This is a genomic window from Streptosporangium amethystogenes, assembly GCF_000721075.1.
GTDB classification, from domain to species: Bacteria; Actinomycetota; Actinomycetes; order Streptosporangiales; family Streptosporangiaceae; genus Streptosporangium; species Streptosporangium amethystogenes.
Map to the genome: position 1 here is coordinate 100,685 of NZ_JOEQ01000011.1, position 24,056 is coordinate 124,740.

At 70.5% G+C, this 24,056-nt stretch carries 25 protein-coding genes and 1 tRNA gene; 11 read left to right on the forward strand and 15 right to left on the reverse strand.

Annotation, left to right across the window (positions count from 1 at the left end; all coding sequences use genetic code 11):
* Positions 1–145: 145 nt before the first annotated feature.
* Entirely contained in the window at positions 146–553 is a 408-nt protein-coding gene (locus IG98_RS0117815; RefSeq protein WP_051752333.1) for an ATP-binding protein, read from the reverse strand.
* A gap of 298 nt (positions 554–851) precedes the next feature.
* Between IG98_RS0117815 and IG98_RS0117820 the strand changes: the two genes are divergently transcribed.
* The 4 genes from IG98_RS0117820 (at position 852) to IG98_RS0117835 (ending at position 3,371) form a co-directional block, all read left to right on the forward strand.
* Positions 852–1,094: a hypothetical protein gene (locus IG98_RS0117820; RefSeq protein ID WP_030913175.1), complete on the forward strand. Its 243-nt coding sequence runs from the start codon at positions 852–854 to the stop codon at positions 1,092–1,094.
* Positions 1,095–1,170: 76 nt separating this feature from the next.
* Positions 1,171–1,737, forward strand: a complete 567-nt coding sequence (locus IG98_RS0117825) for a sigma-70 family RNA polymerase sigma factor (RefSeq protein WP_084195434.1) — start codon at positions 1,171–1,173, stop codon at positions 1,735–1,737.
* Positions 1,734–2,738, forward strand: coding sequence for a hypothetical protein (locus IG98_RS0117830; RefSeq protein ID WP_030913180.1), 1,005 nt, complete (start codon positions 1,734–1,736; stop codon positions 2,736–2,738). The genes IG98_RS0117825 and IG98_RS0117830 overlap by 4 nt, the downstream gene beginning before the upstream one ends.
* Positions 2,739–2,969: 231 nt before the next feature.
* Entirely contained in the window at positions 2,970–3,371 is a 402-nt protein-coding gene (locus tag IG98_RS0117835) for a hypothetical protein (protein ID WP_030913182.1), read from the forward strand.
* 403 nt (positions 3,372–3,774) lie between these two features.
* Here the strand turns inward: IG98_RS0117835 and IG98_RS0117840 are convergent, their stop codons facing one another.
* Positions 3,775–4,548 carry a hypothetical protein gene (locus IG98_RS0117840; protein ID WP_030913183.1) on the reverse strand — a complete coding sequence of 258 codons (774 nt, stop codon included), beginning with the start codon at positions 4,546–4,548 and terminating at the stop codon, positions 3,775–3,777.
* Positions 4,548–5,408 carry an MbnB/TglH/ChrH family RiPP precursor modification enzyme gene (locus IG98_RS0117845; RefSeq protein ID WP_030913184.1) on the reverse strand — a complete coding sequence of 287 codons (861 nt, stop codon included), beginning with the start codon at positions 5,406–5,408 and terminating at the stop codon, positions 4,548–4,550. The genes IG98_RS0117840 and IG98_RS0117845 overlap by 1 nt, the downstream gene beginning before the upstream one ends.
* Before the next feature lie 464 nt (positions 5,409–5,872).
* Between IG98_RS0117845 and IG98_RS0117855 the strand changes: the two genes are divergently transcribed.
* Positions 5,873–6,265, forward strand: a complete 393-nt coding sequence (locus tag IG98_RS0117855) for a VOC family protein (protein WP_030913185.1) — start codon at positions 5,873–5,875, stop codon at positions 6,263–6,265.
* A gap of 60 nt (positions 6,266–6,325) precedes the next feature.
* On the opposite strand, the gene IG98_RS0117860 is transcribed toward IG98_RS0117855, so the two are convergent.
* From IG98_RS0117860 to IG98_RS0117870, 3 genes are read right to left on the reverse strand one after another with little or no spacing between them, the layout of a single operon-like run.
* Positions 6,326–6,697 carry a cupin domain-containing protein gene (locus IG98_RS0117860; RefSeq protein WP_051752335.1) on the reverse strand — a complete coding sequence of 124 codons (372 nt, stop codon included), beginning with the start codon at positions 6,695–6,697 and terminating at the stop codon, positions 6,326–6,328.
* 26 nt (positions 6,698–6,723) lie between these two features.
* Positions 6,724–7,149, reverse strand: a complete 426-nt coding sequence (locus IG98_RS0117865) for a hypothetical protein (RefSeq protein WP_030913188.1) — start codon at positions 7,147–7,149, stop codon at positions 6,724–6,726.
* Between the two features lie 34 nt (positions 7,150–7,183).
* Positions 7,184–7,837, reverse strand: a complete 654-nt coding sequence (locus IG98_RS0117870; protein ID WP_030913190.1) for a helix-turn-helix transcriptional regulator — start codon at positions 7,835–7,837, stop codon at positions 7,184–7,186.
* A 303-nt stretch (positions 7,838–8,140) separates the two neighbouring features.
* On the opposite strand from IG98_RS0117870, the gene IG98_RS0117875 reads away from it, so the two are divergent.
* Both IG98_RS0117875 and IG98_RS0117880 read left to right on the forward strand, forming a co-directional pair.
* A complete protein-coding gene (locus tag IG98_RS0117875; RefSeq protein WP_030913192.1) occupies positions 8,141–8,794 on the forward strand; it encodes a response regulator transcription factor in 654 nt (217 codons plus the stop codon).
* Between the two features lie 73 nt (positions 8,795–8,867).
* Positions 8,868–10,058, forward strand: coding sequence for a sensor histidine kinase (locus IG98_RS0117880; RefSeq protein WP_037970651.1), 1,191 nt, complete (start codon positions 8,868–8,870; stop codon positions 10,056–10,058).
* Between the two features lie 11 nt (positions 10,059–10,069).
* Here IG98_RS0117880 and IG98_RS0117885 read toward each other — a convergent pair whose 3' ends face one another.
* Complete coding sequence (locus IG98_RS0117885) at positions 10,070–11,482, reverse strand: S41 family peptidase (RefSeq protein WP_030913196.1); 1,413 nt, start codon at positions 11,480–11,482, stop codon at positions 10,070–10,072.
* A 109-nt stretch (positions 11,483–11,591) separates the two neighbouring features.
* Entirely contained in the window at positions 11,592–14,516 is a 2,925-nt protein-coding gene (locus tag IG98_RS0117890) for a HelD family protein (RefSeq protein WP_051752338.1), read from the reverse strand.
* A gap of 337 nt (positions 14,517–14,853) precedes the next feature.
* On the opposite strand from IG98_RS0117890, the gene IG98_RS0117895 reads away from it, so the two are divergent.
* Positions 14,854–15,414 (forward strand): class I SAM-dependent methyltransferase, encoded by a 561-nt coding sequence (locus IG98_RS0117895; protein WP_084195436.1) that lies wholly within the window; start codon positions 14,854–14,856, stop codon positions 15,412–15,414.
* A gap of 177 nt (positions 15,415–15,591) precedes the next feature.
* Here the strand turns inward: IG98_RS0117895 and IG98_RS0117905 are convergent, their stop codons facing one another.
* Together IG98_RS0117905 and IG98_RS0117910 are read right to left on the reverse strand one after the other, a co-directional pair.
* Positions 15,592–16,350 carry a hypothetical protein gene (locus tag IG98_RS0117905; protein WP_030913201.1) on the reverse strand — a complete coding sequence of 253 codons (759 nt, stop codon included), beginning with the start codon at positions 16,348–16,350 and terminating at the stop codon, positions 15,592–15,594.
* Between the two features lie 7 nt (positions 16,351–16,357).
* Entirely contained in the window at positions 16,358–16,678 is a 321-nt protein-coding gene (locus tag IG98_RS0117910; protein ID WP_030913202.1) for a hypothetical protein, read from the reverse strand.
* A gap of 239 nt (positions 16,679–16,917) precedes the next feature.
* On the opposite strand from IG98_RS0117910, the gene IG98_RS0117915 reads away from it, so the two are divergent.
* Both IG98_RS0117915 and IG98_RS0117920 read left to right on the forward strand, forming a co-directional pair.
* A tRNA-OTHER gene (locus IG98_RS0117915) sits at positions 16,918–16,987 on the forward strand.
* A 111-nt stretch (positions 16,988–17,098) separates the two neighbouring features.
* Positions 17,099–18,697, forward strand: a complete 1,599-nt coding sequence (locus IG98_RS0117920) for a TROVE domain-containing protein (protein WP_030913204.1) — start codon at positions 17,099–17,101, stop codon at positions 18,695–18,697.
* A 233-nt stretch (positions 18,698–18,930) separates the two neighbouring features.
* Here the strand turns inward: IG98_RS0117920 and IG98_RS0117925 are convergent, their stop codons facing one another.
* The 4 genes from IG98_RS0117925 to IG98_RS0117940 all read right to left on the reverse strand — a co-directional run bounded on the left by IG98_RS0117925 (position 18,931) and on the right by IG98_RS0117940 (position 21,681).
* Positions 18,931–19,350, reverse strand: coding sequence for a PPOX class F420-dependent oxidoreductase (locus IG98_RS0117925; RefSeq protein WP_030913206.1), 420 nt, complete (start codon positions 19,348–19,350; stop codon positions 18,931–18,933).
* Between the two features lie 325 nt (positions 19,351–19,675).
* Positions 19,676–20,368: a formylglycine-generating enzyme family protein gene (locus IG98_RS0117930; protein WP_051752340.1), complete on the reverse strand. Its 693-nt coding sequence runs from the start codon at positions 20,366–20,368 to the stop codon at positions 19,676–19,678.
* 108 nt (positions 20,369–20,476) lie between these two features.
* The gene (locus IG98_RS0117935; protein WP_245651612.1) at positions 20,477–21,193 is read right to left on the reverse strand and encodes an NIPSNAP family protein; all 717 of its coding nucleotides are present in this window, start codon (positions 21,191–21,193) and stop codon (positions 20,477–20,479) included.
* Between the two features lie 65 nt (positions 21,194–21,258).
* Positions 21,259–21,681: an Rrf2 family transcriptional regulator gene (locus IG98_RS0117940; protein ID WP_030913213.1), complete on the reverse strand. Its 423-nt coding sequence runs from the start codon at positions 21,679–21,681 to the stop codon at positions 21,259–21,261.
* 211 nt (positions 21,682–21,892) lie between these two features.
* On the opposite strand from IG98_RS0117940, the gene IG98_RS0117945 reads away from it, so the two are divergent.
* On the forward strand, positions 21,893–22,768 hold the full coding sequence (locus tag IG98_RS0117945; RefSeq protein WP_211264010.1) for an alpha/beta fold hydrolase: 876 nt from the start codon (positions 21,893–21,895) through the stop codon (positions 22,766–22,768).
* Positions 22,769–22,790: 22 nt separating this feature from the next.
* On the opposite strand, the gene IG98_RS0117950 is transcribed toward IG98_RS0117945, so the two are convergent.
* Positions 22,791–23,930, reverse strand: coding sequence for a damage-control phosphatase ARMT1 family protein (locus tag IG98_RS0117950; RefSeq protein WP_051752342.1), 1,140 nt, complete (start codon positions 23,928–23,930; stop codon positions 22,791–22,793).
* Positions 23,931–24,056 lie beyond the last annotated feature (126 nt).

Genomic DNA, 24,056 nt, shown 5'->3' on the forward strand with positions numbered 1-24,056 from the left:
TTCTCATTCTTGAAGTAGGTATGGGCGAAGCCAATTTCTCTACGATTTCCGTTTGTTCCGGTGACTTCTGGGAAACCGCGGGCTGGATCACATGAACCCCGGCCGGACCGCTGCCGATGGTTTCGAAGACGCCGGCGACGGGAGTTCACGGTCTCCCCAGCTGGAACCAGACCACGCGGCCGGTGGCGGTCTCGTTCCAGCCCCAGGCCGTGGCAAGTTCCTGGACCAGCCAGAGTCCCCGCCCCCCGTCGCTGGTGAAGTCGACCTCGGTATGGAGCCGTGGGGTGTGTCCGGCCGAACCGGCGTCGATCACGTCACAGTGGAGCGTTCCATTATGGCGGGCGACGGCCACGATGATCCGTCCGCCGGGGACGCGTCCGGAGTCGGAGTGGCATACGGCGTTGGTGACGAGTTCGCTCACCAGCAGGAGCGCGTCATCGGTCCGGGCGCACGCCGAGCCCGCCAGCAGCTCGCGGACGTAGTGCCGCGCCCTGGGCACGGAGGTGGCCTCCGCCGGCAACTCGACCTGACCCAGCGTTTCCAGCTCCTTCACATGCCACCTCCAGCGACTCACGGACGTAGCGCCCGGCCTTGGGCGCGGAGACGACCTCCGCGAGTACTCCGACCTGCCCAGCTGTTCCCGGCTCACTCATCGCGCCGCCTCCGGGAGCCGTCCGGCCGCCTTTCGCGTCCCACGGCCCCGCTGGTCACGGCGCCGTTTCCAGGTGAACACCGAGGCATGACCCCGCACATTTGAAAGATCTTGCCTGTGGAGTTCATAGGAGCGGCCCGTCCAGGCTCTTACTCCATGAAGGGCCCGTTCATCGGCCCCCAGGAGGAGGAGTCTTCCCATGGACACGATGGTCACCGTCGTCTCGACCATGATGGCCCCGACATGCGCCCTGTTCGGCCTGTGGCTGCGGCTGCGCTGGCGAGTGCGACACGAAGAGGTTCGGGGCCGCCACCTCGTCCGGATGGCCGAGGCGATCACCGATGGAGGGCGGCTGGAGTTCGAGGATGAGTGGGGCGCGAGGGGCCATCTCCGTGTGAGGATGACCCGCACCCCGGCCCACAGAGAGGACAGGACGACATGAGCGACCATGATCCGGCGATCGGTCATTCGGGTGTGTTCGGTGGGTGTCTCGCGGTGCTGCGAAAGGGCGGGGCGATATGAGCGACCATGATCCGGCTCCGGCCTCCGTACCGGTCGGCCACCCCGGCGCGCCTGACGAACACGAGGCCGCGCGGCTCGTGGTCGATCAGGAGTTCTCGTCCTTCTACCGTGCCACCATCAGGCAGTTGGTCGGTTTCCTGGTCAACCACGGTGCCGCGTTGCCGGTCGCCACGGACATCGCCCAGGACACGATGACCAAGGCGTACCGGCGCTGGAGTGAGATCGACCGGCCGAGGGCGTGGGTGCACACGGTGGCCTCCCGCGCCCTGGTCCGCACGATCACCGACACCCGCGAGGAACTCCTCGGCCAGGTCCCCGAACCCACCTCGCTGCTGCCCCGCCCGGATGCCGCCGCTGAATGGGAGGTCCGCCACGACGCGTTACGGATGCTGCGGAGCCTGCCGATCCGCCAGCGCCAGGTCCTGGCCTGGACACTGAGCGACTACACGCCCGCTGAGATCGCCGAGCAGCTCCGGATGACGCCCAACGCGGTCAGCGCGAGCCTCAAGAAAGCCCGCCGGGCCGCCGCCGCGTACCTCAGGGCAGGGGGGGAGGAACAGTGAGCGCCGACCGTTCCGACGATGCCGTCGACCGTCTCCTTGAGCAGCACCGGCGCGCCCTCGTCGACGACCTCGACACGGTCCTCGACGTCGAAGCCGGGTTGCGCGAGGTCCTGCTCCAGTCCCGGCACTCCTCCCTCGTCGACGACCTCGACACCGTCCTCGACGTCGAAGCGGGCCTCACCGCGATCCTGCCCGTCACGTCCCCACCGGTCACCCGGCCGGGACCGTCCGCGGCGGAACAGGATCCCGCCGCCACAGAGCGGTCTCTCGGCCTGGTCGACCCCCAGGTCCGCCTGACCCTGCGGTGCCACCCCGATGTCGTCACCGCATCCCGCAACCTTGCCCATGCCAGTGCCCTCGCCCTGGCCGGCGCCGACGCGGGTGCCGTTGCCCACACCCTCGTTCTTGACCTCGCCCGTGCCGGCGCCTTCGCCCGCGCCCGTGCTCTCGACTCCGCCCTCGTCCTCGCCCTCGATCACGCCCTCGACCTCGCCCGTGCCCTCAACCCCGTCCACGTCGACGTCCTCGACCTCGTCTACGCCCATGCCCACGCCCTCATCCGCGCCCTCGACCGTGCCCGCGCCCTTGCCGGTGACCTGGACCACGTCCCCGACATCGAGCGCGCTCTCCTCCGCGCCCGCGCCCTCGACGCCGACCTCGCTCACGATCTCGCCCGCGCCCACACCGGCGTCATCGTCGACCTGTGCGTGGCCGAGGTCCGGCAGGCCGTCGGCGAAGTACTGGGCCGGGAGCTTCCCCTCCGCGACGAGGACGCGACGAGGGCGTTCCTCGATGACTTCACGACGGCCGATCTGCGCACCGCCGACCTGAGCGGCATCGACATCGAGGGGGTGCGCTGGTCCGAGAGCGGAACGCGGTGGCCTGCCGAGGTGGATATCGAAGCCCTCAGGGCCCGGTCGGAGGAGGTCGGGACGGGGAGCGGCGTCCACGTCGTCCGGGCGGGGCCGGCGACGAGCCGTGACTTCGCCGATCTGGCGTGATCGATCGACGCACCTTCCGGGGGTCGGCGGCGACCAGGGTGATGGCGGAGATCTTCCATGCGCCTGTGAGGCGTCGAGCGGCTGCTCATCGATGGGGGCGGGCATCGTTGACGGTTCCCGGGTTCGGCAGTCACTTTTTGGTCTGACAAAAACCCTTATACGATCATCAACTCCTTCTGTCCTCGCGGGGTCCGAGGGCTTCGGGGGACGTCGATGATCGGAAAGGAACACATGAACACTCGGAGCAGGTTCGCGGTTCTGGCGGGCGCGCTGATGGTCTCCACCTGTCTGGTCGCCGCTCCGGCCCAGGCGAACGCGGCGGCCCCCTGCGGCGGCTACCGCCTGATCGACACCTACAGGATCCCCAAGTCCGGCCCGAAGAAGGGCGTCATCGAGCTCTACTACAACTCCGGCAACGGAAAGAACTGCGCCATCGCCCGAGGTTCCAGGGTCGCTGTGACCAACAAGGCGGTGACCCTCAGCCTCACCGGTGGCGGGCAGGCCGCCCACGAGCACGGGCGGTTCGCGCAGTACGCGGGCCCGGTGTACATCTCGGCCCGGAGCAAGTGCATCGACATCACGGGAGTGATCGGTAAGGCCGTGCGCACCGTGCGCGGGGTTCACTGCGGATAGCAGATCTCGCACGCGGAAGTGACGTTCCTCGCGTGACCGGCTTCCGGAAGTACGGCCGGTCGACCACGGTGACGGACAGCAGAGAAGCGGGGTTGTCGACGCCCCGCTCCTCCGCTGTCCATTGTCGCGGTTGTGGCTAATGACCGCATCGGCTACAGGTGTTTCCACCGCAGCGGTCCGGTGCCTGGGCAGAGGTGAGATCGACGACGGGCTCGAACACGAACGTTTGATCGGTGGTGACGTCGACCGGTGTCTCTGTGTTCATGGGCTTCCTTTCCCCGTGTGACCCACCGTGGGCGGGTCACGGCTCGACGACCCGTTGCCGGGCCGATTTCCGCGCCGTTCGGGTGACCTCCGTGAGGTCGGCGCGGAGCCTGATGGGGACGGCCCTCGGGGAGCCGCCTCAGTAACGGTCAGGGACGAGGTTCAGCACGCCGGCCGCCGCTAACCGGGTGAGTATGCCGGTGACCTGGTCGGGATCGGCGCCGACCGCCGCGACCACCTCCGCCGCGTTCCGGGTGCCGTCGCAGTGGTCCAGCAGGGTGGCGGTGGCGTCGTTGATCCGGTAGACCCGGACGGCCGGTTCACCCCACTGGCGTCGCAGCAGGATCGACGTGTGCCGGGCGGGTAGTCGCGAGGGCGGCACCCCGGCGGTGACGTCGTGATCGAAGGAGGCGGTCCGGACGGCAGGGGAGACGCTGAGCATCCCACGTACCGGTCCGTCCGGAGCGAGGACCGGTTCTCCGGCTGCCTGGGCGGCCCGCCGGTCACCGGCGAGTCGTCCGCACAGCAGTTCGTAGCGGGCGAAGTCGACCAGTGGCGCCGGCACCCGGCCGTCGATCCACGTCACCAGCTGCCCGGCCTCCCCGGAATCCACAACCCCCTCGCCCGGTCGCGGCCGGCGAACGGTGGCGGCGGCGAACCCGTCCAGCAGTTCCGGGTGGTGGGCCTTCAGCTCGGCGACGGTGGCGGGCAGGCAGGCCGTCACCTTCTGTACCAGCTTGCCGCGGACACTCTCGCCGGTGACCCGGAATCCCGCGGGGGAGGCGCCGGTCAGCATGGCCAGCTCGGTGTCGCTCAGCCGGTAACGGCGCCGCAGCAGGGCGGGGTGCTCACGCAACGTCGCCAGCTCGGACTCACGGGTCAGCACCGCCGCCAGTGCCTCCAGCAGGCCCATCAGACACTCCCCGCCAGCAGGGTTCGAGCCCGGTCGATCTCCGCCAGCAGCTCGTACGGATCGTCGGGGAAGTTCCGGTCCCGTTCCACCAGGGTGGCCTGAACGGTGGTGCGGCCCACCAGTTCGGCCAGCAGCTCCCACACCCGGGGCGGTACCGGTTCACCATGGGTGTCGAGGGACGGCTCGCCGTCGTCCGAGTCCTCACCGCCCGCCAGATGCACCTGCGCCACCCGCTCCACCGGGATGGTGCCGAGGAACTCCAGTGGATCGAAATCGTGATTGCGGGCGTTGATGTCGAGATTGGTCAGGTCCAGTAACAGATGACACTCGCAGTTCTCCATCACCTCGGCGATGAACTGCGCCTCGCTGAGCGGGCCGGCCAGATCCACGTAGTAGGTGATGTTCTCCAGCAGGAACGGTGCCCCCACCGCGTCCTGCACCCGCTGTGCCCGGCGTCCCAGCCGGCATGCCGTCTGGCGGGTACGGGGCAGCGGCACGAGCACCCCGAGCGCCACCTGATCGGTCCGGGTGAAACAGAGATGGTCGCTGAACCACGGCGCGTCGATCTCGGCGACCAGAGCCGCCAGCGCCTCAAGGTAGTCCCCGTCGACCTCGCTGTCCGACCCGATGGACATCTCCACCCCGTGCGGCACGATCGGGAACCGGGTGGCCAGCGCGCGCAACCGTTCCCGCCGGTCGGCCGGGGCGAACAGGAAGTGCTCAGTGATCACTTCCAGCCAGTCGATCCGGTCGGCGTGCTGGTCGATCATCTCTGCGAGCTCGGCCCGGTAACCCAGGCCCGAGCCCAACTCGGGCAGTCCGAACACCGTGCACCCCCAAGATCCGGCGTGTGTCGCCATCCAGGGATCCCGCGTCGCCAGCTAGTCCGTCAGTACTCCCGAATGATTCCCGGGCCCGTTCCCGCCACACTCACCTGACTGGCAAATGCTTAATTATGCCGAAAAAAGCTGATATATACCGAAATATGAAAAGCGTTGGTGATGGATTGCCGGCGGCTGTGCAGATCCAATCTTCGAAAGATCTCGGATATGCAGGCCGGGGAGCTCTTCCCCTCGGACCCCGGAGCTCCTCCACCGAGGCTCTCCCCGGAGCGGTCAGCTGCTTTCGCGGTGGTCGCGGACGGTGCGCGCCCGCGAACCGGCCGTGGAGCCCGACGCCCACCGGCCCGGCGAGGACGGTGGCGAACGCGCCATGGGCGGCGCGCCGCTCCTCACTGTTCCGGACCTGCTGGGCGGCCATAAGGTGGGATTCCAATAACTTCATATCCGCGCCGGCGCCCCCGCCGGCCGGGAAGGGGTGACCGATGACGGCCCTGGGCGGATTCCATCACGTCAAACTGCCGGTCTCGGACGTGCGCAAGAGCGTCGAGTGGTACGGGCGGGTGCTCGGCCTTGAGGTGGCGATCGAGTTCGTCGAGGCGGGCGTGCTGCGCGGTGTGGCGCTGCGCGACCGGGACGGCACCCTGATGCTGGCGCTGCGCGAGGAGCCACGGCTGGCCGGGGAACTGCGCGGGTTCGACCCCGTCGCACTCGGCGTACCGACCTACGACGCGCTGGTGGAGTGGTCGGATCACCTTGACGCCGTCGGCGCGGCCCACTCCGGAATCGCCGAGGCCAGCATCGGATGGCTGATCAGCGGGGTGACCGACCCCGACGGCATCGAGATCCGCCTCTACACCATGGGAAAACGCGGGTGAACCCACCCCTGACCCACCGGCTGCCAGGACGGCGCGGGGCCGCCGGTGGGTCCTCGGCGCTCAGCCGGCCGGATCGCGCGCGTCCTCTCCGGGCACCGGGCCGGGACGCATCACCACGGTGAGCAGGACAGCGGAGTCGTCGAGCGCGGTCAGGCTGTGTCGCTCCGCCGGGATGGCCACGTGGTCACCTGCCCTCCCCTCCCAGCTGTCCTGGCCGGTCGCCAGGCGTACGCGTCCGTGCAGCACCTGCAGGGTGGCCTCGCCGGGGCTCTCGTGGTCGTCGAGGCGCCGTCCGGCGGCGAGCGCGAGCAGCGTCTGACGCAGGGAGTTCCGGCGTCCGCCGTGGACGGTGTGGGCGCTGCGCCCACTCGCGGCTTTTCGTGCCGCGGTCAGGTGCTCGTTCGTCAGGGTGGTCAGAGAGGTCGTCAGCATGGTGGTTCCCTTCTATCCTGGTCGGTTCACGCCGTCAGCAGCAGGATGCCGGTGACGAGCAGGGCGGCGACCTTGGCGGTCTCAAGGACGATGTAGGCGTGGTGGTCCTTCGAGCGTGGGGCGTCCTCACCAGCGAGGACACGGTCGGTGCGCCGGGTCAGCCGTGGCCGGACCAGACCGAGCTGCACCGCCAGGACCGCGACGGTGACGGCGGCGGCGACCACCGTCCCGGTTGGTGGGCCGGCAATGAGGATCATGACGATGAGCGCCGCGGCGAGGACGGCCTCGACGGTGTTGAGGGCGCGGAAGACCAGCCGGCCGATCCCGAGCCCGACGCGCAGGTCCACCCCGGGCGCGCGGAACTTCAGCGGTGCCTCCAGGAACGAGATGGCCAGCACCATCCCGAGCCAGACGAACGTCACGCCGGTGGCGGCGGCCGATGCCGGGGTCATCCGTGGTTCCTTTCTCCGTCGCGGGCGTTGCCGGTCACCGGGTGCCGTCCGCTGTCGTGAGGTGTGCGAGGCACAGGTCGGGTTCGGCGAACGGGACGAGCCGGTCCACGGTCACCTGGGCGCCGAGCGCCGCCATCGCCCCCCGCATCAGCCCCAGGTGCAGCGGGCAGATCACCGCGGCCTGGGTGCCGACCAGCTCGACGAACGGGCAGTGCCGCAACCCGATCCGCCGCGGATCGCCCGCCGGCTGTTCCTCCGGCGCGAACCCGAGGTCGTCGAGCAGCCGTACCAGCTCGCGCACCGCCTCCCCGCGGGAGAGGGCGGCGGACGGAGCGGGCCGGTCGACCAGGAAACCGCCCCAGGCACGTCCTGCCTCGGTGGCCCTGGCGGCGGGGTCCGGGCCGGCGGCCAGGTTGCCGGCCAGGATTTCGGCGAGCAGGCGGTAGTTGCGCGGCCCGCCGAGATCCATCCCGGGCCGTGCCCGGAACACCAGTGGCGGCCGGCCGGGACCGGTGGGCGCCGCGTGGACCCGCTCGACCTGGCCCGTCTCCGCCAGGGCGTCGAGATGGAACCGCACCGTGTTGGGATGAACATCGAGTCGCGCGGCGATGTCGCCGATGCCGAGCGGTGAGGTGGATTCGCGGAGCATCGTCAGGATGAGCCCTCGACGGCCGGTCGCCGGCGCCACGGGGCGTTCGGCGGTCCGGGCGCCTCGTGCGGGCGCCCCTTCGGGCGTCGCGCCGCCCGAACCGTCGGCGTCATCGGTCCCGTGAGGTTTCCGTCGTCCGGTCACGTCCGCCTCACGCCCCCCGCGGCGGCAGCGCCGTGCAGGGGAGCCCTGTCCCGTAGGTCATGTCCTGAGTTTACCCAAAGAAAAATTGTATAAATAGCCTCGACGGGAGGAACGTGATGCCCGACCAGACGGGACGGACCGGGGCACGGGCCCGTGCGTTAACGCCGCTGTTACCGGTGGTCGGATACGACTTCGATCATGCGAATACTGGTGGTGGAGGACGAGCGGGATCTGGCCGACCTGGTGGCGATGGGGTTGCAGCGGCACGCGATGGCGGTCGACGTGGCCTACGACGGCGAGGCCGCGGTGGAACGGCTGGCCGTCAACGACTACGACGTGCTGGTGCTGGACCGGGACCTGCCCGGGATACCCGGCGACGTGATCTGCCGGGATCTGGTGCGGGCCGGGGCACGTACCCGCGTCCTGATGCTGACCGCGGCCGCGTCGGTGCCCGAACGGGTCGCCGGGCTGGGGTTGGGGGCCGACGACTACCTGCCCAAACCCTTCGACTACACCGAACTGGTGGCGCGGGTGCGGGCCCTGGGACGGCGCAGCCAGGCGCCGCTGCCACCGGTGCTGGAACGGCACGGGATCGTGCTGGACCCCCAGCGGATGCAGGTCTCCCGCGACGGCCGCTTCCTGAGGCTGTCGCTGAAGGAGTACGCGGTGCTGGAGGTGCTGATGCGGGCGAACGGGAGCGTGGTGAGCGCCGAGACGCTGCTGGAGTCGGCGTGGGACGAGCACGTCGACCCGTTCACCACCGTGGTGCGCGTCATCATCAGCCGGTTGCGCGCCAAGCTCGGCGACCCGCCGTGCATCAGGACCGTGCCGGGCGCCGGGTACCTGCTGTGACCCGGCGTACGGCCCGGGAACGTTCGGGGCCGGATGTCCGCCGTGGCCCGGCGTACGGTCTGGGAACTCCGCCGTGACCCGGCACGCGGCCTGGAAACCTTTCGGCACGGTACGAGCGCGCCTCACCCTGCTGTACACCGGCCTGTTCCTGGTCACCTCGACGATCCTGCTCACCGTGGTGAACCTGCTGCTCACGAACGCGCTGGAGAGCCGGGCCAGCTCCATCGCGGAGAGCCTGTCGCCCTTCGGCGAGTTTCCCCCGAGAGCGCCCAAGGTGCGTGTCCGCCCGGCGCTGCCCGAGGCCGTCGACACCATGATCGCCCTGCCCGGCGCGGTGCTGCGGTACCAGTGGACGGTCAGCGCGATCGTGATCGCGGTGCTCGCCGTCGTCTCGGTGGTCGCGGGCTGGTGGCTGGCCGGACGGGTGCTGAGCCCGCTGCGGCACATCACCGCCACCGCGCACCGGCTCTCCCTGTCCAACCTGCACGAGCGGATCGCGCTGGCCGGCCCCCGTGACGAGCTCACCGACCTCGCCGACACCTTCGACGCGATGCTGGAACGGCTGGAACAGTCGGTGGACAGCCAGCGCCGTTTCATCGCCAACGCCGCCCACGAACTGCGGACCCCGCTGGCCGTCCAGCGGGCCGCGATCCAGATCGGGCTGGACGACCCGCTGCCGGCCCGGCTGATCCCGGTACGGGAGAAGCTGCTGACCGCCAACCGGCGGACCGAGCGGCTGATCGACTCGCTGCTCCTGCTCGCCCAGGCGGAACACGGTCCGGGCAGCATGGAGCCGGTGGCCCTGGACGCGCTGGTCCGCCAGACGGTCGAGGAGACGGCCGCCGACGCTGTCGTCATGGGTGTCGTCATCACCACCGACACCCGGGCGGTCCTCGTCGCGGGTGACCCGGTGCTGCTCGGCAGGCTCCTGACCAACCTGCTGCAGAACGCGGTCCGCTACAACTGCCCCGGCGGGACCGTGCACGTCGGCCTCACCGCGACGGGCGTGCTGACCGTCCGCAACACCGGCCCGGACGTGCCCGCCGAACGGATCGCCGAGTTGTTCCAGCCGTTCCGCAGGCTGCACTCCCGGACCAGGACCGCCGACGGCGCCGGCCTCGGACTGTCCATCGTGGCCTCCATCGCCCGTGCCCACCACGCCACTCTCGCCGCCCGCCCCAACCCCGGGGGCGGTCTTGAGCTGACCGTGCGGTTCCCCGTCCCCAGTACCGGGACGGAGCCCGGCGACCGCCGGGCTCCGTGATCGGGGAGGGCCTACTTCAGCAGGGTCAGGGCCTTCGCGACGCCCGGGTCGCGTCCGGCGGACAGGTCCGCGGAGGTCGTCGGGGCCTGGTGGTCGGGGGCGACACCGATGGTGTTGACGACCTCCCGGTTCGCCCCGATCTCATGGATCTTGGGCAGGATGAGGACGCTGCCGTCGTCGAGCAGGTAGCCGGCCCCGGGGCCCGACACCGCGCCGGCGGTGCGGGTGCCGACCAGGGTGCCGAGACGGAGATCCTTGACCGTACTGGTGAAGGAGTCGCACGCCGAGGCGCAGTCGCGATCGGTGAGCGCGACCAGGGGCAGGCCCAGCAGCGGCACGGTGTCGTCGGTTTGGTTGGCGGTGCAGTGGTCGCGCACGTCGCACCAGTAGCTGGTGGTCCTGCCGTGCGACCAGGCGCCGAGCAGCCTGGCGACCTCCCGCGGGCTGCCGCCGCCGTTGCCGCGCAGGTCCAGCACTACCCCGCGCGGGGTCGCCTTCTTGCGCAGGGAGGCGATGGCCGCAAGGACCTCGTCCGCCGCGCCGGGGAAGAAGGCCGGCAGCGCGACGTAGGCGACGGAGCCGGACAGCAGCCTGGAGGCGACCTTCGGTTCCGGTCCGGAGACGGGCGCGGGCGTGACCGAGGCGGTGACGGTGCCGCCGGTGGCGGGGCGGCGCAGGGTGAGCCGGATCGCCTTCCCCGCCGGGGGGCTGACGATCCCGTCAAGGACGCCCTGGGAGAGCACCCCGTTGACGAAGAGCGGCACCCCGTCGACCGAGACGAGCTCGTCGCCCGGCCGGACCCCCGCCTTGGCGGCCGGGCCGTCAGGAAGAACCTCGGTGACGAAGGCCGGCGGGGTGGCCGCCGGATCGGCCACGCCCGGAGGACGGATGCCGGAGAGGCGGGCGCCGAGCGACACCCCGCCAGGAGCCGGACGATTCCAGTTCGCGTGGTTGTCGTCCAGGCTGCCCACCAGGCCGCGCATCGTCGCCTCGGCGACCGCCTGCCGTATCTCGGGGTCGGCCGGCAACGTGTCGACGACCTTCCGGTAGACGGCGCGGAACGCGGCCCAGTCGGCGTCCTTGCGGCCGGTGAGGGCCGGCAGGGTGGCGTTCGGCCGGTCCAGCCCGCGGCGCTGCAACTCCTGGGTGAGCGCGGCGAACGCGGGCACCAGCAGTGCGTGGGAGTCCAGGATCGGGCCGCTGTAGTAGTTGGCGAAGACGCAGCGGTACGCCTGCTCGATGGTGGTGACGGTGGTCGGTTTCAACGCCGGCGGCTCGGACGGCCCGGACGGGGACGCGCACGGCGGCGGCCGGTCGCCGGCGGTGCGATCGACGGCCACGCGGTCGGCGCTCGCGCCGGCGGTCCCGGAACCGATGAGAGCGGCCAGCGCGACCGCGACGACGAACGATTTCCTGTTCCTCATGCCACCGAGCATCGCGATCATGCTGTTGCCGGGAGGTGAACGCGAACGTTAACCCCGCCGTAGCGGTCCCCCTGGTAGAAGACCCGGCCGCACCGCCGGCCGCAGCGGGTCAGTCGGGAGCCTGACCGAGGGCGGTGGCCAGATCCTCCCCGGCCCATCCGGTGCCGTCTCTCCAGATCGTCGCGATGTCGAAGGCGGTGGTCAGCATCGCCGGTGCCCACGCGGGCTCGGGGGCCTGGGGGAGCACGAGGAAGCGGTGCTCCGCGCGGTCCCCGCCGACGTGCTCGACCTCCATGATCCGCAGCACCGCCTCGCGCATCCGCTCGTAGGTGTGCCCGCCCTCTCCCAGGACCTCGTACAGGACCGCTCCCCGCGGCCCCTCGCAGACGATGTCGGCGAGAGGGGACTGCGAGGGGACGAGCCTGGCCCCGTGCAGCTCGGCGATGAGCCGGTAACGCACCTGCTCGTGGACGTGGCACCGCCTGTCGGCGCCGACCCGCTCCTCCAGCGAGGAGACGAAGGACCGGAAGCTCTCATCCGTGGCCGGGGTGTCGGGCCTCATCGTGGTGTTCTCCTCGGTGGTGGGTTCCTCCGGTACGGGGGGTGCTGACCCGTTCTGCGCGGTGGGTGATGAGGTGATGGGTTCCTCTCGTACGGGAGGTGCCGAATCGTGCTGTGCGGTGAGCGGTGAGATGGTGATCTCTTTCGGTACGGGGTGTGCCGATCCGTTCTGCACCGTGATCGTGGAAGTAGCCGGTTCTCCCGGCGCCGCGAGTGCCGGGGCCTCCGGGCCGCTCAGCACCTCGGGGAGCGGTGCCGCGTGGACGACGGTGAGCGACCGGGTGCACCTGGTGATCGCCACATAGAGCCGGCGCGGTCCCGCGGGCCCCTGGTCGGCGATGGCGGCGGGTTCGACCACCACGACGTGGTCGAACTCCAGGCCCCTGGTCATGGTCGCGGGTAGCACGCTCACCGGGGGTGCGTCGTCCGCCGCGACGGTTCCCTGCAGCGCCGCGACCTTCCGCTCCAGCTCCTCCAGCAGCGCGGTGCCGTCCGGGGCGATCAGCGCGACCGACCGCGACCGCTCCAGGTCGGCCGTGGCGAGATCCAGCGCCCGGGCAAGGGCCTCGTCCGCCAACCGTTCGGGTCCGGTCCGGGTGATCGTCAGCGAGGTCGCGTCGGCGGGGCGTACCGACACCGGGACGGTGGTGGACAGGGACACGGCCCTGGCCAGCGGCGCCGCGAACCGCATGACCTCGTCGGGGACCCGGTAGCCCACGGCCAGCTCGGCCAGGTGCCAGCCGTCGCGCCCGCTCAGGATTCCGGCGAGCCGCCCCCACACGTCGTACTGGCGGGCGTCGGTGGTCTGGGCGAGGTCGCCGAGCACGGTCATCGAACCGCCGGGGCAGCGGCGGGCGATGGAGCGCGCCTGCATGGGGGTGAGATCCTGGGCCTCGTCCACCACGATGTGCCGGTAACGGCGCGGCTCATCCCCGGACAACAGGTGGCGCAGCTCCTCAAGGCAGACGAGGTCGTCGAGAGTCCAGGGCTCCTCGGAGGCACGGCTCACCCGGGGGCGCAGCACCGCCTCCCGCTCCTGTTCGGTCAGCACGCCGGGAGCCGCCGTGTGGATCGCGTCCGGGTCGTTCAGCGTCCTGCGCAGGATGGTCTCGGCGTTGATCGCCGGCCACACCGCGTTGATCAGGGAGGCCACCCGGCCGTGCCTCTCGATCCCGGAGCGCAGGGTGCCGTCCGGACGCTGCCCGGGAAGCGCCTTGGCGTACCTGCTCAGCAGGCGGTCGACGAACGTGTCGACGAACTTGCGGCGGCGGACCAGGTAGGGGCCGCTGGAGTCGCGCGCCTCGACGACGAGCGCCTCGATCTCGGCACCGGGAAGCGTCAGCGCGGCTCCCCGGTACGGGGTGCTGAAGACGTCGTCGCTGATGTGCGAGGCCGGCACCTCGGGCCGGATACCGCTCTCGACGACGCGGCGCAGCACCTCGGCCATCCGCTCGTCCGACTTGACCAGGTGCGCCGCGGGAGTGTCGACGGCGCGGACCTCGCCGTCCCAGAGCCGCGCCACCTCCACCGTCGCCACCCCCCGGCTGCCGAGCCTTGGCAGGACCTGGCTGACGTAGCGCAGGAACCCCCGGTGCGGGCCGACCACCAGGACGTCGTCCGGGGTGAGCCCCCGGTTCGTCGGGTCCAGCAGCCAGACGACGCGGTGCAGGCCGACCGCGGTCTTGCCGGTCCCCGGGCCGCCCTGCACGACCAGCACCCCCGGCCGCCCGTCGGAGACCAGGTCCAGCTGGTCTCGCTGGATGGTCTCCACGATGTCGCGCATCAGCCCGTCGCGGGCCCGGTCGAGGTCGGCGAGGAGGAAGGCGTCGGCGTTCTCGCCGGGCGGCTCCTCGGCGGGGGAGACGGCCTCCGGAACCTCCTGGAGTCTGCGGTTCGCGATCCGGGGCCGGATGTCGTCGAGGTAGTCGGTCACCGTGCGCCCGTGCAGGCGCAGCTTGCGGCGGAGCCGGATCTCGCCGGGGCGGGAGGCGCGGGCCTTCATCCAGCGGACCGCCTGCTCGGTGGTCCAGCTGATCACGACGAGATCGCCCTCGGCGTCGCGGACCGCGCGGCGTCCGATGCGCCAGGTCTCCCGGCCGTCCGGGTCGTCGGTGACGTCGACGCGCATGAAGACGAGCGGCTGCTCGCCGAGGTCGTCCTCCACCCCGAACTCGGGGGGAACGTCCGGGACGAAGGGCAGACCGACGTCGGGGTGCTCCTGGCCGTGCGTGCTCCTGACCCGGTCGGCGCCGAGCCGTCTGCGCTCGACGCAGTCGTACGCGTGGTCGACGGCGCGCTGCTCCTCGGCGATCACGGCGATGCGCTCCTCGTGCGGGACCACCAGGGCGCGGATGCCCGCGCCCGTCCCGCCTGTCTGGTCGCCGCTCACCGCTCCGGCGGCGCGGTCACCGCTGGCCGCCAGGGCTACGGGGTTGCCGCCCCGGGTCAGGGTGGCACGGTCGACGCTGCCCATGTTTCCTCCGAGGTCGGTGCCCGGGGCACTGCCGGACTGGGGTTTCCCTCGACGGGACGCGCGGCCCGAACCGGATCGGAGCGAGGGGACTCCGCTCGGTAATCCGATCGAGTGTGCGCCGCGTCACACTCATGGACCGTAGACCATCTTCCGTAAAATGTGAACTGAACGCACAAAGTTTTTTCATGTGAACTACGGGTCGTGATTCGGTGTCCACGGCGGATCTTTCTCGGCGGTTCCACCGGAGAGTTACTGTGAAATCGTGGTGAACTCTTCGGTACGGGACACACGGTCGCTTCGATACTGGGAAAGACAGGCCGGCTCGTACGACCGGCGGATGGAGTTCGTCGAGCGCCGGTTCTTCGCCGGCAGCCGTCCGTGGCTGTGCGGGCAGGCGTCCGGCGACACCCTGGAGGTGGCGGTCGGCACCGGTATGAACCTTGCTCACTACCCCAAGGACGTCCGGCTGACCGGGGTGGAGTGGAGCGCCGCCATGCTCGCGGCGGCCCGGCGCCGGGCCGAGACCCTCGGCCGGGCGGCCGACCTGCGGCAGGGCGACGCGCGCGCACTGACCTTTCCCGACGAGAGCTTCGACACGGTCGTCTGCACGTTCTCACTCTGCGGCATCTCCGACGAGCGGGCGGCGCTGGCGGAGATGGCCCGGGTGCTCAAACCGGGCGGCCTGCTGCTCCTGGCCGACCACGTGGCCTCGTCGTCCTGGCCGCTGCGAATGGGACAGCGGCTGGTCGACCTCTTCAGCGTGCCGACGGCCGGCGAGCACTACTGCCGCCGGCCCCTGATCGGGGTGCGCGAGATGGGATTCGCGGTGGAGCGGCACGAGCGTTTCAAAGCCGGTGTCATCGAGCGGCTCGCGGCCAGGAAACCGGCCGCCGGGTAGCGGACCCCGCCCGGACGCGGCGGCAGACCGGGCTCAGCGCGCCGGCCTACCGGCGGCGGTTCGGGACGGATGCCGAGCCGGCCCCGGCGGGCTGAGATCCCCGGTCAGTTGGTACGGGTGTTGGGCAGGTGCTCGCCCCGGTAGCCGATCCAGATCCTGCCGGTGGTGCCGGCGGAGTCATCGTGGAAGTACATCGTTGAGCAACCGGTGCTCGTCGCGGAGGTTCTGCTCCGTCCCGGTGGCAGGCCCGTCGCCGCGCCGTTCCATGACGATGTCACGCAGGCCGGAAAGGTGCGCGCCGAGTACGCGGATCTCGCGGAGCAGCCGGCCGGAGTCGTCCGCGATCTGCGACGACGTGGCGAGTCCGAGCGCCGTCTCCAACTCCCCGCGCAGTTCCTTGACCACCAGGTCCGCGACACTCTGGGCGGTCTCCGCGGTGGTTTCCACGGCGGCCTTCGCGGGGGTGACGGCTTCGGCCTTTGGGACGACGGGACGCCTGGTCATGGCCATCATCCGCCGTCGCATCTCCTCACGGGTGAAATCGACCTTCGAGGGCCGGGGTGCGGCGGCGTCGACGATCTCGCCCGGTTCGGCCCGTCCGGCGAGTACGCGGTGCACGACGTCGAGCGTCCGCCGCACGTCGTCGGGGAACTGACGATGCGCGGTCCCACCGATCGTCCCGTCGACGATCCGGTCGAGGGCGGCGGTGCCCCGGTTGCGGATCGCGGCGGCGCTCATGGGCGGGTGCCGGCGGGGATACCGCTCCCCGGCGGGATCGAAGGGGGCGAAGTAGGTGCGGATCGCCCCGCCGAACACGCCCAGCTCCGGGCCCATCGCCTCGTTGAACCGGTCCTGGGCGCGCAGGTCGGCCAGCCGCACGACCAGGCCCGCCCTGGCGACGCCGTCGGCCAGCTGATCGGTGCGCTCCCGTGCCACCCCGGGGTCACGAGGGGACCAGTATCGGTACCCGGCGCCGGGGCTCGGTCATCACCGAGACGAACCGCCGCACGTCGTCCTCGGTGAGGAGCACCGCGGCGCCCTCCACCTGGACGGCGCCGTCGCTGATTCGCGCGGTGTTCAGGTACGCGCGCAGGAAACCCGGCGCCTTCACCATCGCCGGTTCCGGCTGCTGCTCGGCTCCCTGTTTCCCGCGCTGTCTCCCGCGCTGCTTCGCGCCCCGTCTCCCGGTCGGCTCCGGTTCCCGCCTCGCGGCCGGGTCAGGTCCCCCGTGCTGTTCCACGGTGACGACCACCCATCCGGTCATGCCCGGCACCGATCCCGCGGTGGTGCGGTCTTCCTTTTCCGGGGCGGGGTTGAATATGGCGGCGAGTATGACCGGAAAATAGGATGCGTGCGTATTTGATCACCCGTAATATCGTGCACGCACCTCCCGGTGCGCAGATGACGGTTACTTCCTGGTGAAACGCCCTCGGGCATGCGGGTTCGAGTCCCGCGAACACCGTCGCCGATCTGATCTCGGGAGGGACACAACTTCAGAGCGTGCCCGGTGCGCAGGTAACGGTTACTTCCACTTCTGATGGGGCGGTCGCGGGTTCGAATCCCGTCACCGGTGCGAGCCGGTGTAGCTCAGCACGGCAGAGCACCTACGTACCGTCACCGACTTTGATCTCGGGCACGACCTCTGAACGTGGACCCCTCTCGGTGCGGAAGGAGGTCCCGTCACATGTCCAAGTTCAATAGGCCGTCGACCCGCCCCGCGACCTCCAGCCCGGTCGTCTCCGAGCCCGTGCCCTCCGGGCGGACCTTCGAAGGCGCGCCGGGGTATGTTCGGGACGCCAGGAGCGAGCTGTTCCTGCTCGCGGTCTCGAACATGGTCGGTGAGGACGGCTTCTACGAGGCCGGGACCGAGCGCGACCAGCGCTTCCGAAACCTGGTCCACCAGGTCGCGGTCCAGGACGTCGACTGGCTGGCCCGGTTCCTGCCCTGGCTGCGCCGCGAGGCCGACATGCGCTCGGCTCCGATCGTCGCCGCGCTGGAGGCCGTCAAGGCACGGCGGGACGCCGGCCTCGAGGGAGGCGGCCGCCGACTGGTCGACAGCGTGCTGCGGCGTCCCGACGAGCCCGGTGAGGCGCTGGCCTACTGGACCTCCCGCTACGGCCGTTCCATCCCGAAGCCGGTCAAGCGCGGCGTGGCCGACGCGGTGGCCCGCCTCTACACCGAGCGCAGTCTGCTCAAGTACGACACCGACGCGCACGGCTGGCGGTTCGGTGACGTCATCGACCTGGTCCATCCCACACCGGACCCCGCGTGCCCCTGGCAGGGTGAGCTGTTCAGGCACGCGCTGAACCGCAGGCACCACCGTGACGAGCGGATCCCCGCAGCCCTCGGCATGCTGACCGCCCGTGCCGAGCTGATGGCCCTGCCGGTCGGCCGGCGGCGTGCCGCGCTCGGCGACCCCGGCCGGCTCAGGGCCGCCGGAATGACCTGGGAGTCGCTGGCGGGCTGGCTGCAGGGTCCGATGGACGCCACCGCCTGGGAGGCCGTCCTTGACTCGATGGGCTACATGGCACGGCTGCGCAACCTGCGCAACTTCGACCGGGCGGGTGTCTCCGACAAGGTGGCCGAGCGCGTCGCCGTCCAGTTGGCGGACCCCGAGCAGGTCGCCCGCTCGCGCCAGTTCCCCTTCCGGTTCCTGGCGGCCTACCGGGCCGCGTCCTCGCCGCGCTGGGCCTATCCGCTGGAGCGGGCACTGGCGCACTCGCTGGCCGGGGTGCCCGCGCTCGACGGCCGTACGCTGGTGCTGGTCGACCGGTCGCCGTCGATGTGGATGCAGAAGTTCAGCGCGCACTCCACGCTGCCGTGGGCGGACGCCGCCGCCGTCTTCGGCACGGCGGTCGCGCTCCGCGCCGAGCAGGCCGACCTGGTGGAGTTCGGCATCCGGAACGCACAGGTGAAGTTCCGGCGTGGCGAGTCGCTGCTGAAGATCCTGGACCGGTTCAGCCAGCTCGACGGGACCGACATCCCCTCGGCGGTGCAGCGCCACTTCCGCGATCACGACCGGATCGTCATCGTCACCGACGAGCAGACCCGCCCCGGCTGGCTGCCCTCCAACGGCGCCTCCTACGGAGGCGGACCGGAGCGGCGGATCGACGACCTGGTCCCGCGGGACGTGCCGCTGTACATGTGGAACTTCGGCGGCTACCAGCACGGCGCCACCCCGTCAGGAAGGGAGAACCGACACACCTTCGGCGGCCTGACCGACGCGGCCTTCCGAATGATCCCGCTACTGGAATCCGGCCGCAACGCGGACTGGCCCTTCTGAACGGGACGCGTTGTCGTGATCCGCTGAGGGGTCACCTGGCGATGGGACGACTCCGGTCCCTACGATCACGCACTCACACGTGCCGAGGACTGGGTCGTCGAGAGCGAGCCGTCCTCCTCCTGATCTAGGGGAACCTGTTCGCCCACCTGGGCACAACCGACTAAGTGCAAGGCCGTCCATCTGGACACTCACTGGCACGGAGGTGTCGCCGGACTCCGGGTCGATTGCGGGTGTCAGCCGGGCTGGCTGCTGTCCTTGTGTTTGCCCCAGCCGTGCCAGCGGTCGATCTCGATCCAGGCGCTGACCCGGCCGCGGTCCCGCTGCGGGTACTTCTTCCCGAGGTACTGCTGGGCCAGCCGGTCGATGTCGGTCAGATCCGTGTCGTCGTGCATCTCGGCGACATGCCCGATGATGCTGACGTGGGTGTACCAGTTGTTCCCCTCGAGCACGGTGAGGGCGACCCGGGGATCGTCGCGCAGGTGGCTCAGCCGCTTGCGGCCCTCGTCCATGTTGACCAGGATTCGGCCGTCGTCCCAGAGGTACCAGGTGGCGGTGGACACCGGCTGGCCGTCGGGCTGAAGCGTGGTGATGACGGCCGGATTCGGCCTCTTCAGCATGGCGACTGCTTCCTCGGGAAGCGGCGGGTTCGACATGATCTCTCCTCTTCGCGTCGGCGTCTCACGCCCCGGACGGTGACGGTCACGCGACCTTCCGTACGCGGTCCGTCCCGTGGTGGAGCGCCGAGGGAACGCCTGTCGAGGCCGGAGTCCCCGGCCCCGGACAACCGGCCGCAGGAGTGAGAGTGCCCATCTCAGGTTGAGCCGCAAACCCGTGACCTTGGCACTTTTCCCGGACCAAGGCCTCTGCGGGGCTTATCAAGGGCAATACCTGTCCTCCGCTCCCCGAAGGGGAGCGGCTTCTCGTCAAGCCGCCGCGGCGTCACAAAGGGCAGGCCCTGACCTCGGAATGGGCGCCCACTCACCGCGATCGGGCGAGCCGGAACCCCAGGTCGTCGATGCGGAAGGTCGGGTGACTCTTGCGGCGGCACGACGCCCGGCATCCCCGGGCGTCGTCGTACACCCCGCCGCCCCGGAACACCCGGTACGGGCCGTAGACCTCGGGATCGTAGACGTCCCAGCACCACTCCCACACGTTGCCGATCATGTCGTGCAGGCCCCAGGCGTTCGGCGCCCTGGTCGCGACGTCGTGCACCTCGTCGCCGGAGTTCCCGCGGTGCCAGGCGATCTCGTCCAGCTCCCCGTAGCGCACGTCGGAGTTCCCGGCCCGGCACGCGTACTCCCACTCCGCTTCGGAGGGGAGGCGGTAGCCGTCGGCCTCCCGGTCGCAGACCACGTCCTGGCCGTCGGGGTCGTCACCCATCGAGTAGCAGGGGCCGAGCCCCGTAGCCTGGGAAAGCAGGTTGCAGAACCGGACGGCGTCCATCCAGGAGACCTCGGTCACCGGTGTCCGCGGCCCCGCCGGGCTCGCGGGCGCCTCGCCTCGAACGGCGCGGTACAGCTCGCGGGTCACCGGATACGGCGCCAGACAGAAGGCCCCGACCTCGACCTTCCAGATCGCCTTCGTGCCCTCGTCCCGCAGGAAGATGCTCCCGGCGGGAATCGAGATCATCTGCTCGGCGACCGCCTGGCGCGGCGTCGATTCGGGGCTCATCGCAGGTCCTGTTCCACTCGGCTGGCCGGGGTGAACGACGTGCGGACACACCCGTTCGCGAACGCTAGCAGGCGCCCCGCCTGAGCCTGACCCGAGGGTGACCGCGTCTCAGCGCAGCAGTGATCGCGCGGTGGGGGCCAGCCGGAGCAGCTGGGGAGTGCCGGTGAGCGTTTCCGACAGTTCCGGGAGCACCCGATCGTGCCAGGTACGCGAGCGGGCCAGCCGGTCCTGGTGATCGGCGAGATCGCCGGGACCGGTGAACCGGGAGAACCACACGAAGACGTTCTCCCCGGTGCGGACCGGCAGGGCGGGGAAGGTGTTCTCGGCGTACTCGGTCCGCAGGCAGGCCAGCGGTCGTGCTCCGGTCTCGGCCAGCACCGGTCGTACGGAACGGTCGAAGAAGTCCACGAAGGCGTCGTCGAACGGCCGGTCGCGGTGGTAGATCGTCGCGGTGACGATCGACGGCGGCGCGGCATCGCCGACCGGAGGCCGCGCCGATGCTGGAAAGTCCGCTCTCGCGCGCAACAGCAGCACGTCATCGGAGTCGATCATCGTCGCGTTGGCCCGATCCCGGTTCGCCTTCCAGACCGGACCGCCGTAGAAGGAGCGCAGTGCCTCGGCCCGGTGCCGCATGTCGGGGAATCCGCGCAGCCAGACGAACCGGTTCGGAGCGTCGAGGTCGCGGAACTGGCCGATGACGGTCATCCCCGCAGCCTCCTGGGGCTCGATGAACTCCCTCTCGAAGAGGTCGATCAGCACCTCGCGTCCCCCCTCGTGCAGGGTGTACTGCCTGAGCTCGACGATCGGGTATCGGCTGTCCTGCACCGGCGAAGATCCTTCCGCGTTGCTGAAACAAACATTGTTACTACTGAAAGCGCGCGTCATCGCGCCTACAGGCAGTCCCGCAGCACATCGGCGATCGAGGTGCGACCGAGTTCACGGCGCAGGCCCTGGTCGGCCCGCTCGTAGACCGTGCCCAGCACGGGCCGGATGCCCCGGCCGATCGGGCACTCCAGGTTGGGCTCGGTGTGGTGCATGGCGAAGAGCGGTTCTCGCTCCACGGCGTCGTACACCTGGAGCAGGGTGATGTCCTCGGGTGCGCGGGCCATGCTCCAGCCGGCCCCGGCCCCGTGACGGACCTCCACCAGGCCCGCCCGGCGCAGATCGCCGAGGCTACGCCGGATGATCACCGCATTGGTGTTGACGCTGGCGGCGACCTGCTCCGAGGTCAGCCACTCCTGCCCGCGCCGCTGGGCGAGCGCGATCCAGGTCAGAGCGTGTACGGCGATCGTCAGCCGGCTGTTCGCAGCCATCGTCCTCCTTGCTGTAATAATGTATGTTACATCCAATCGGCCGACGCCGAACCGGACGCCGTGTGAAGAAGCCAGGCGCGGGCGGGCATAGCGGTGTCGGCCACCGCGTTCGCGGGGTTCGGGAGGGATTTACGGTCCGGAACCGGCGCGGCCCCGCTGGGGGACGAAAATCCGGTGCGGATACAGGCTGCTTGCGGAAAAAATAGGGCCTATGAGTGTGCGTATTGACGATCCTGTCCGGCTCGGTGAGAGCCGGCTCCCCGATGGGCGGCTGCTCGGCTGGGCCGAGTGGGGCGCGCCGGACGGCATTCCGGTGCTGCTCTGTCCCGGGGCGGCCACCAGCCGGTGGCTCGGTTTCGGCACGGATGCCGTCGATGAGCTCGGGGTGCGTCTTGTCTCCGTGGACCGCCCGGGACTCGGCGCCTCGACCCCTGCCCCCGGCCGGACGTTCGCCGACTTCGCCGAGGACGTCCGCCGTCTCGCCGAGCTGCGCGGGCTGGGATCCCCGGCGGTGGTCGGCAGCTCGCAGGGCGCGCCGTTCGCGCTCGCGTGCGCTGTCGAGGGGATCGCCGCCGCGCTGGCCATCGTGTCCGGCGCGGACGAGGTCGCCGCGCCGGAGTTCGCCGAGGCGCTGCCCGCGGAGCTGCGCGGGCTCGTCGACAGGGCCGTGCACGATCCGGACGGAGCGGAGGAGTTCTTCGCCGGCTTCGGCGCGGGCGCGATGTGGGACATGGTCATGGCTGGCAGCCCGGCCTCCGACCTGGCGGTATACCGGGATCCCGGGTTCGGGGCCGCCTACCGCCGGGCGCTGGACGAGGGGTTCGCGCAGGGGGCGGCCGGTTATGCCCGTGACACCGTGCTGGCCATGGGGCGATGGCCGTTCGACCTGGGGAGGATCACCGTTCCGGTCGACGTCTGGTACGGCGAGCAGGACACCGGCCACTCCCCGGACAGGGGAGCGACACTCGCCGCCCGGATCCCCGGCGCCGTACGGCATCTGGTGCCGGGGATCGGCGGCGCGGTGCTCTGGACCCACGCCGGGCCGATTCTCCGCTCCCTTGCCGGGAACGTGGCGGCCGGCGGGTAGCGGGCCATGGTCGGACCCGCTGTCACTCCCCGGGCACCCTTTCCCGGAGGTCGGCCTGGAGGAGCCCATAGCCACCGGTGACCCGCCAGTCCGGGGTGTCCGCGTCGAGGTTTCTCAGGGTCGCCGGGGGGATGCCGACGGCCACGTCGGACTTGAGGGTGCGGAGCGCGGCGACCGGGCCGGGAAAGTACGCGACCGTTTCGGCGAACGGGGTGGTGGCCGGCCAGGCCCGGTCACCCACCAGCCGCCGGTAGTTGAGATCGCCCTTCATGATGGTCAGCGACGCCCGCTCGAACAGGACGGCGAGGTCGGCGGGGAGCCGGCGGAAGGACCAGGGCGCGCAGTAGAAGTCGTGGACGTACGGCGAGAGCCTCCCGTCCGCGGTCGCCTTCCTGAGCCGGTGGAAGGACGCGCCGTCTGTTTCGGCCAGGTGGTCCAGGGTGTCCGCGAGGTCGGCGGTGGTCGCGTCGGAGACGTAGTAGGGATGCGGCTTCAGATGGAGGGCGACCGAGGAGGCGTGTCCGTGCTCCAGGAGATGGTCGATGAGGATCAGGTCCGCGAGCAGTTCGCGCCCGGCGTTGTCGGCCACCACCACGACCTCGGCCCCGGGAGCGAGCGCGTTCCACATCTTCGCGCTGTCGTCGCAGACCAGCTCGGCACCCGACGCCTCGGTGAGGGTGCCCATCGCGAAACTCAGATCGGCGCGGTTGCCCCAGAGCGCGGCCAGCAGCTTCGCCTGGCCGGACGCGCCGGCCGCCGGCCGCTCAAGGTCGGTGAGGGACGCGAGCTCGGCCCGCTTGAGAGGGGCGAACGGGTCCACTCCCCGCCACGGTCCCGGCTCGAAGAACCCGACCGCGTCAAGCACCCGCCGGTAGAAGTACGACTCCGACCAGAGGAAAGGGGCGTCCGACCAGGGTTTTCCGAAGTGGTCGGCACCCCAGCCCGCCCACACCCCCCGATCATGGGCGTGCGCGCCGAGCGGCTCCATCACCCCGGAGAGGATCTCGGCGAGCAACGCGTCCAGCGCGTCGTGCTCTTTCTGACCGTACGAATTCGTGTCCTTGATCTTCGCTACCAGCTTCGGAGTGCGATCGTGCCAGACCTGCCAGGCGTAGCCCTTCGGATCGCTGTTCAGCAACTCGGGCGGTAGCTCGTCATTCACCGAAGTTCTCTCGCTCCTCGTCGGCGGACGTCCGTATGACAACCGTACGCGTCGAGGTCGCGAAGACCGAACGCCTCTGCTCCACCGGCTCACCGGGGTGTCGGTGAGAGCGGTTTCTGTCGGATT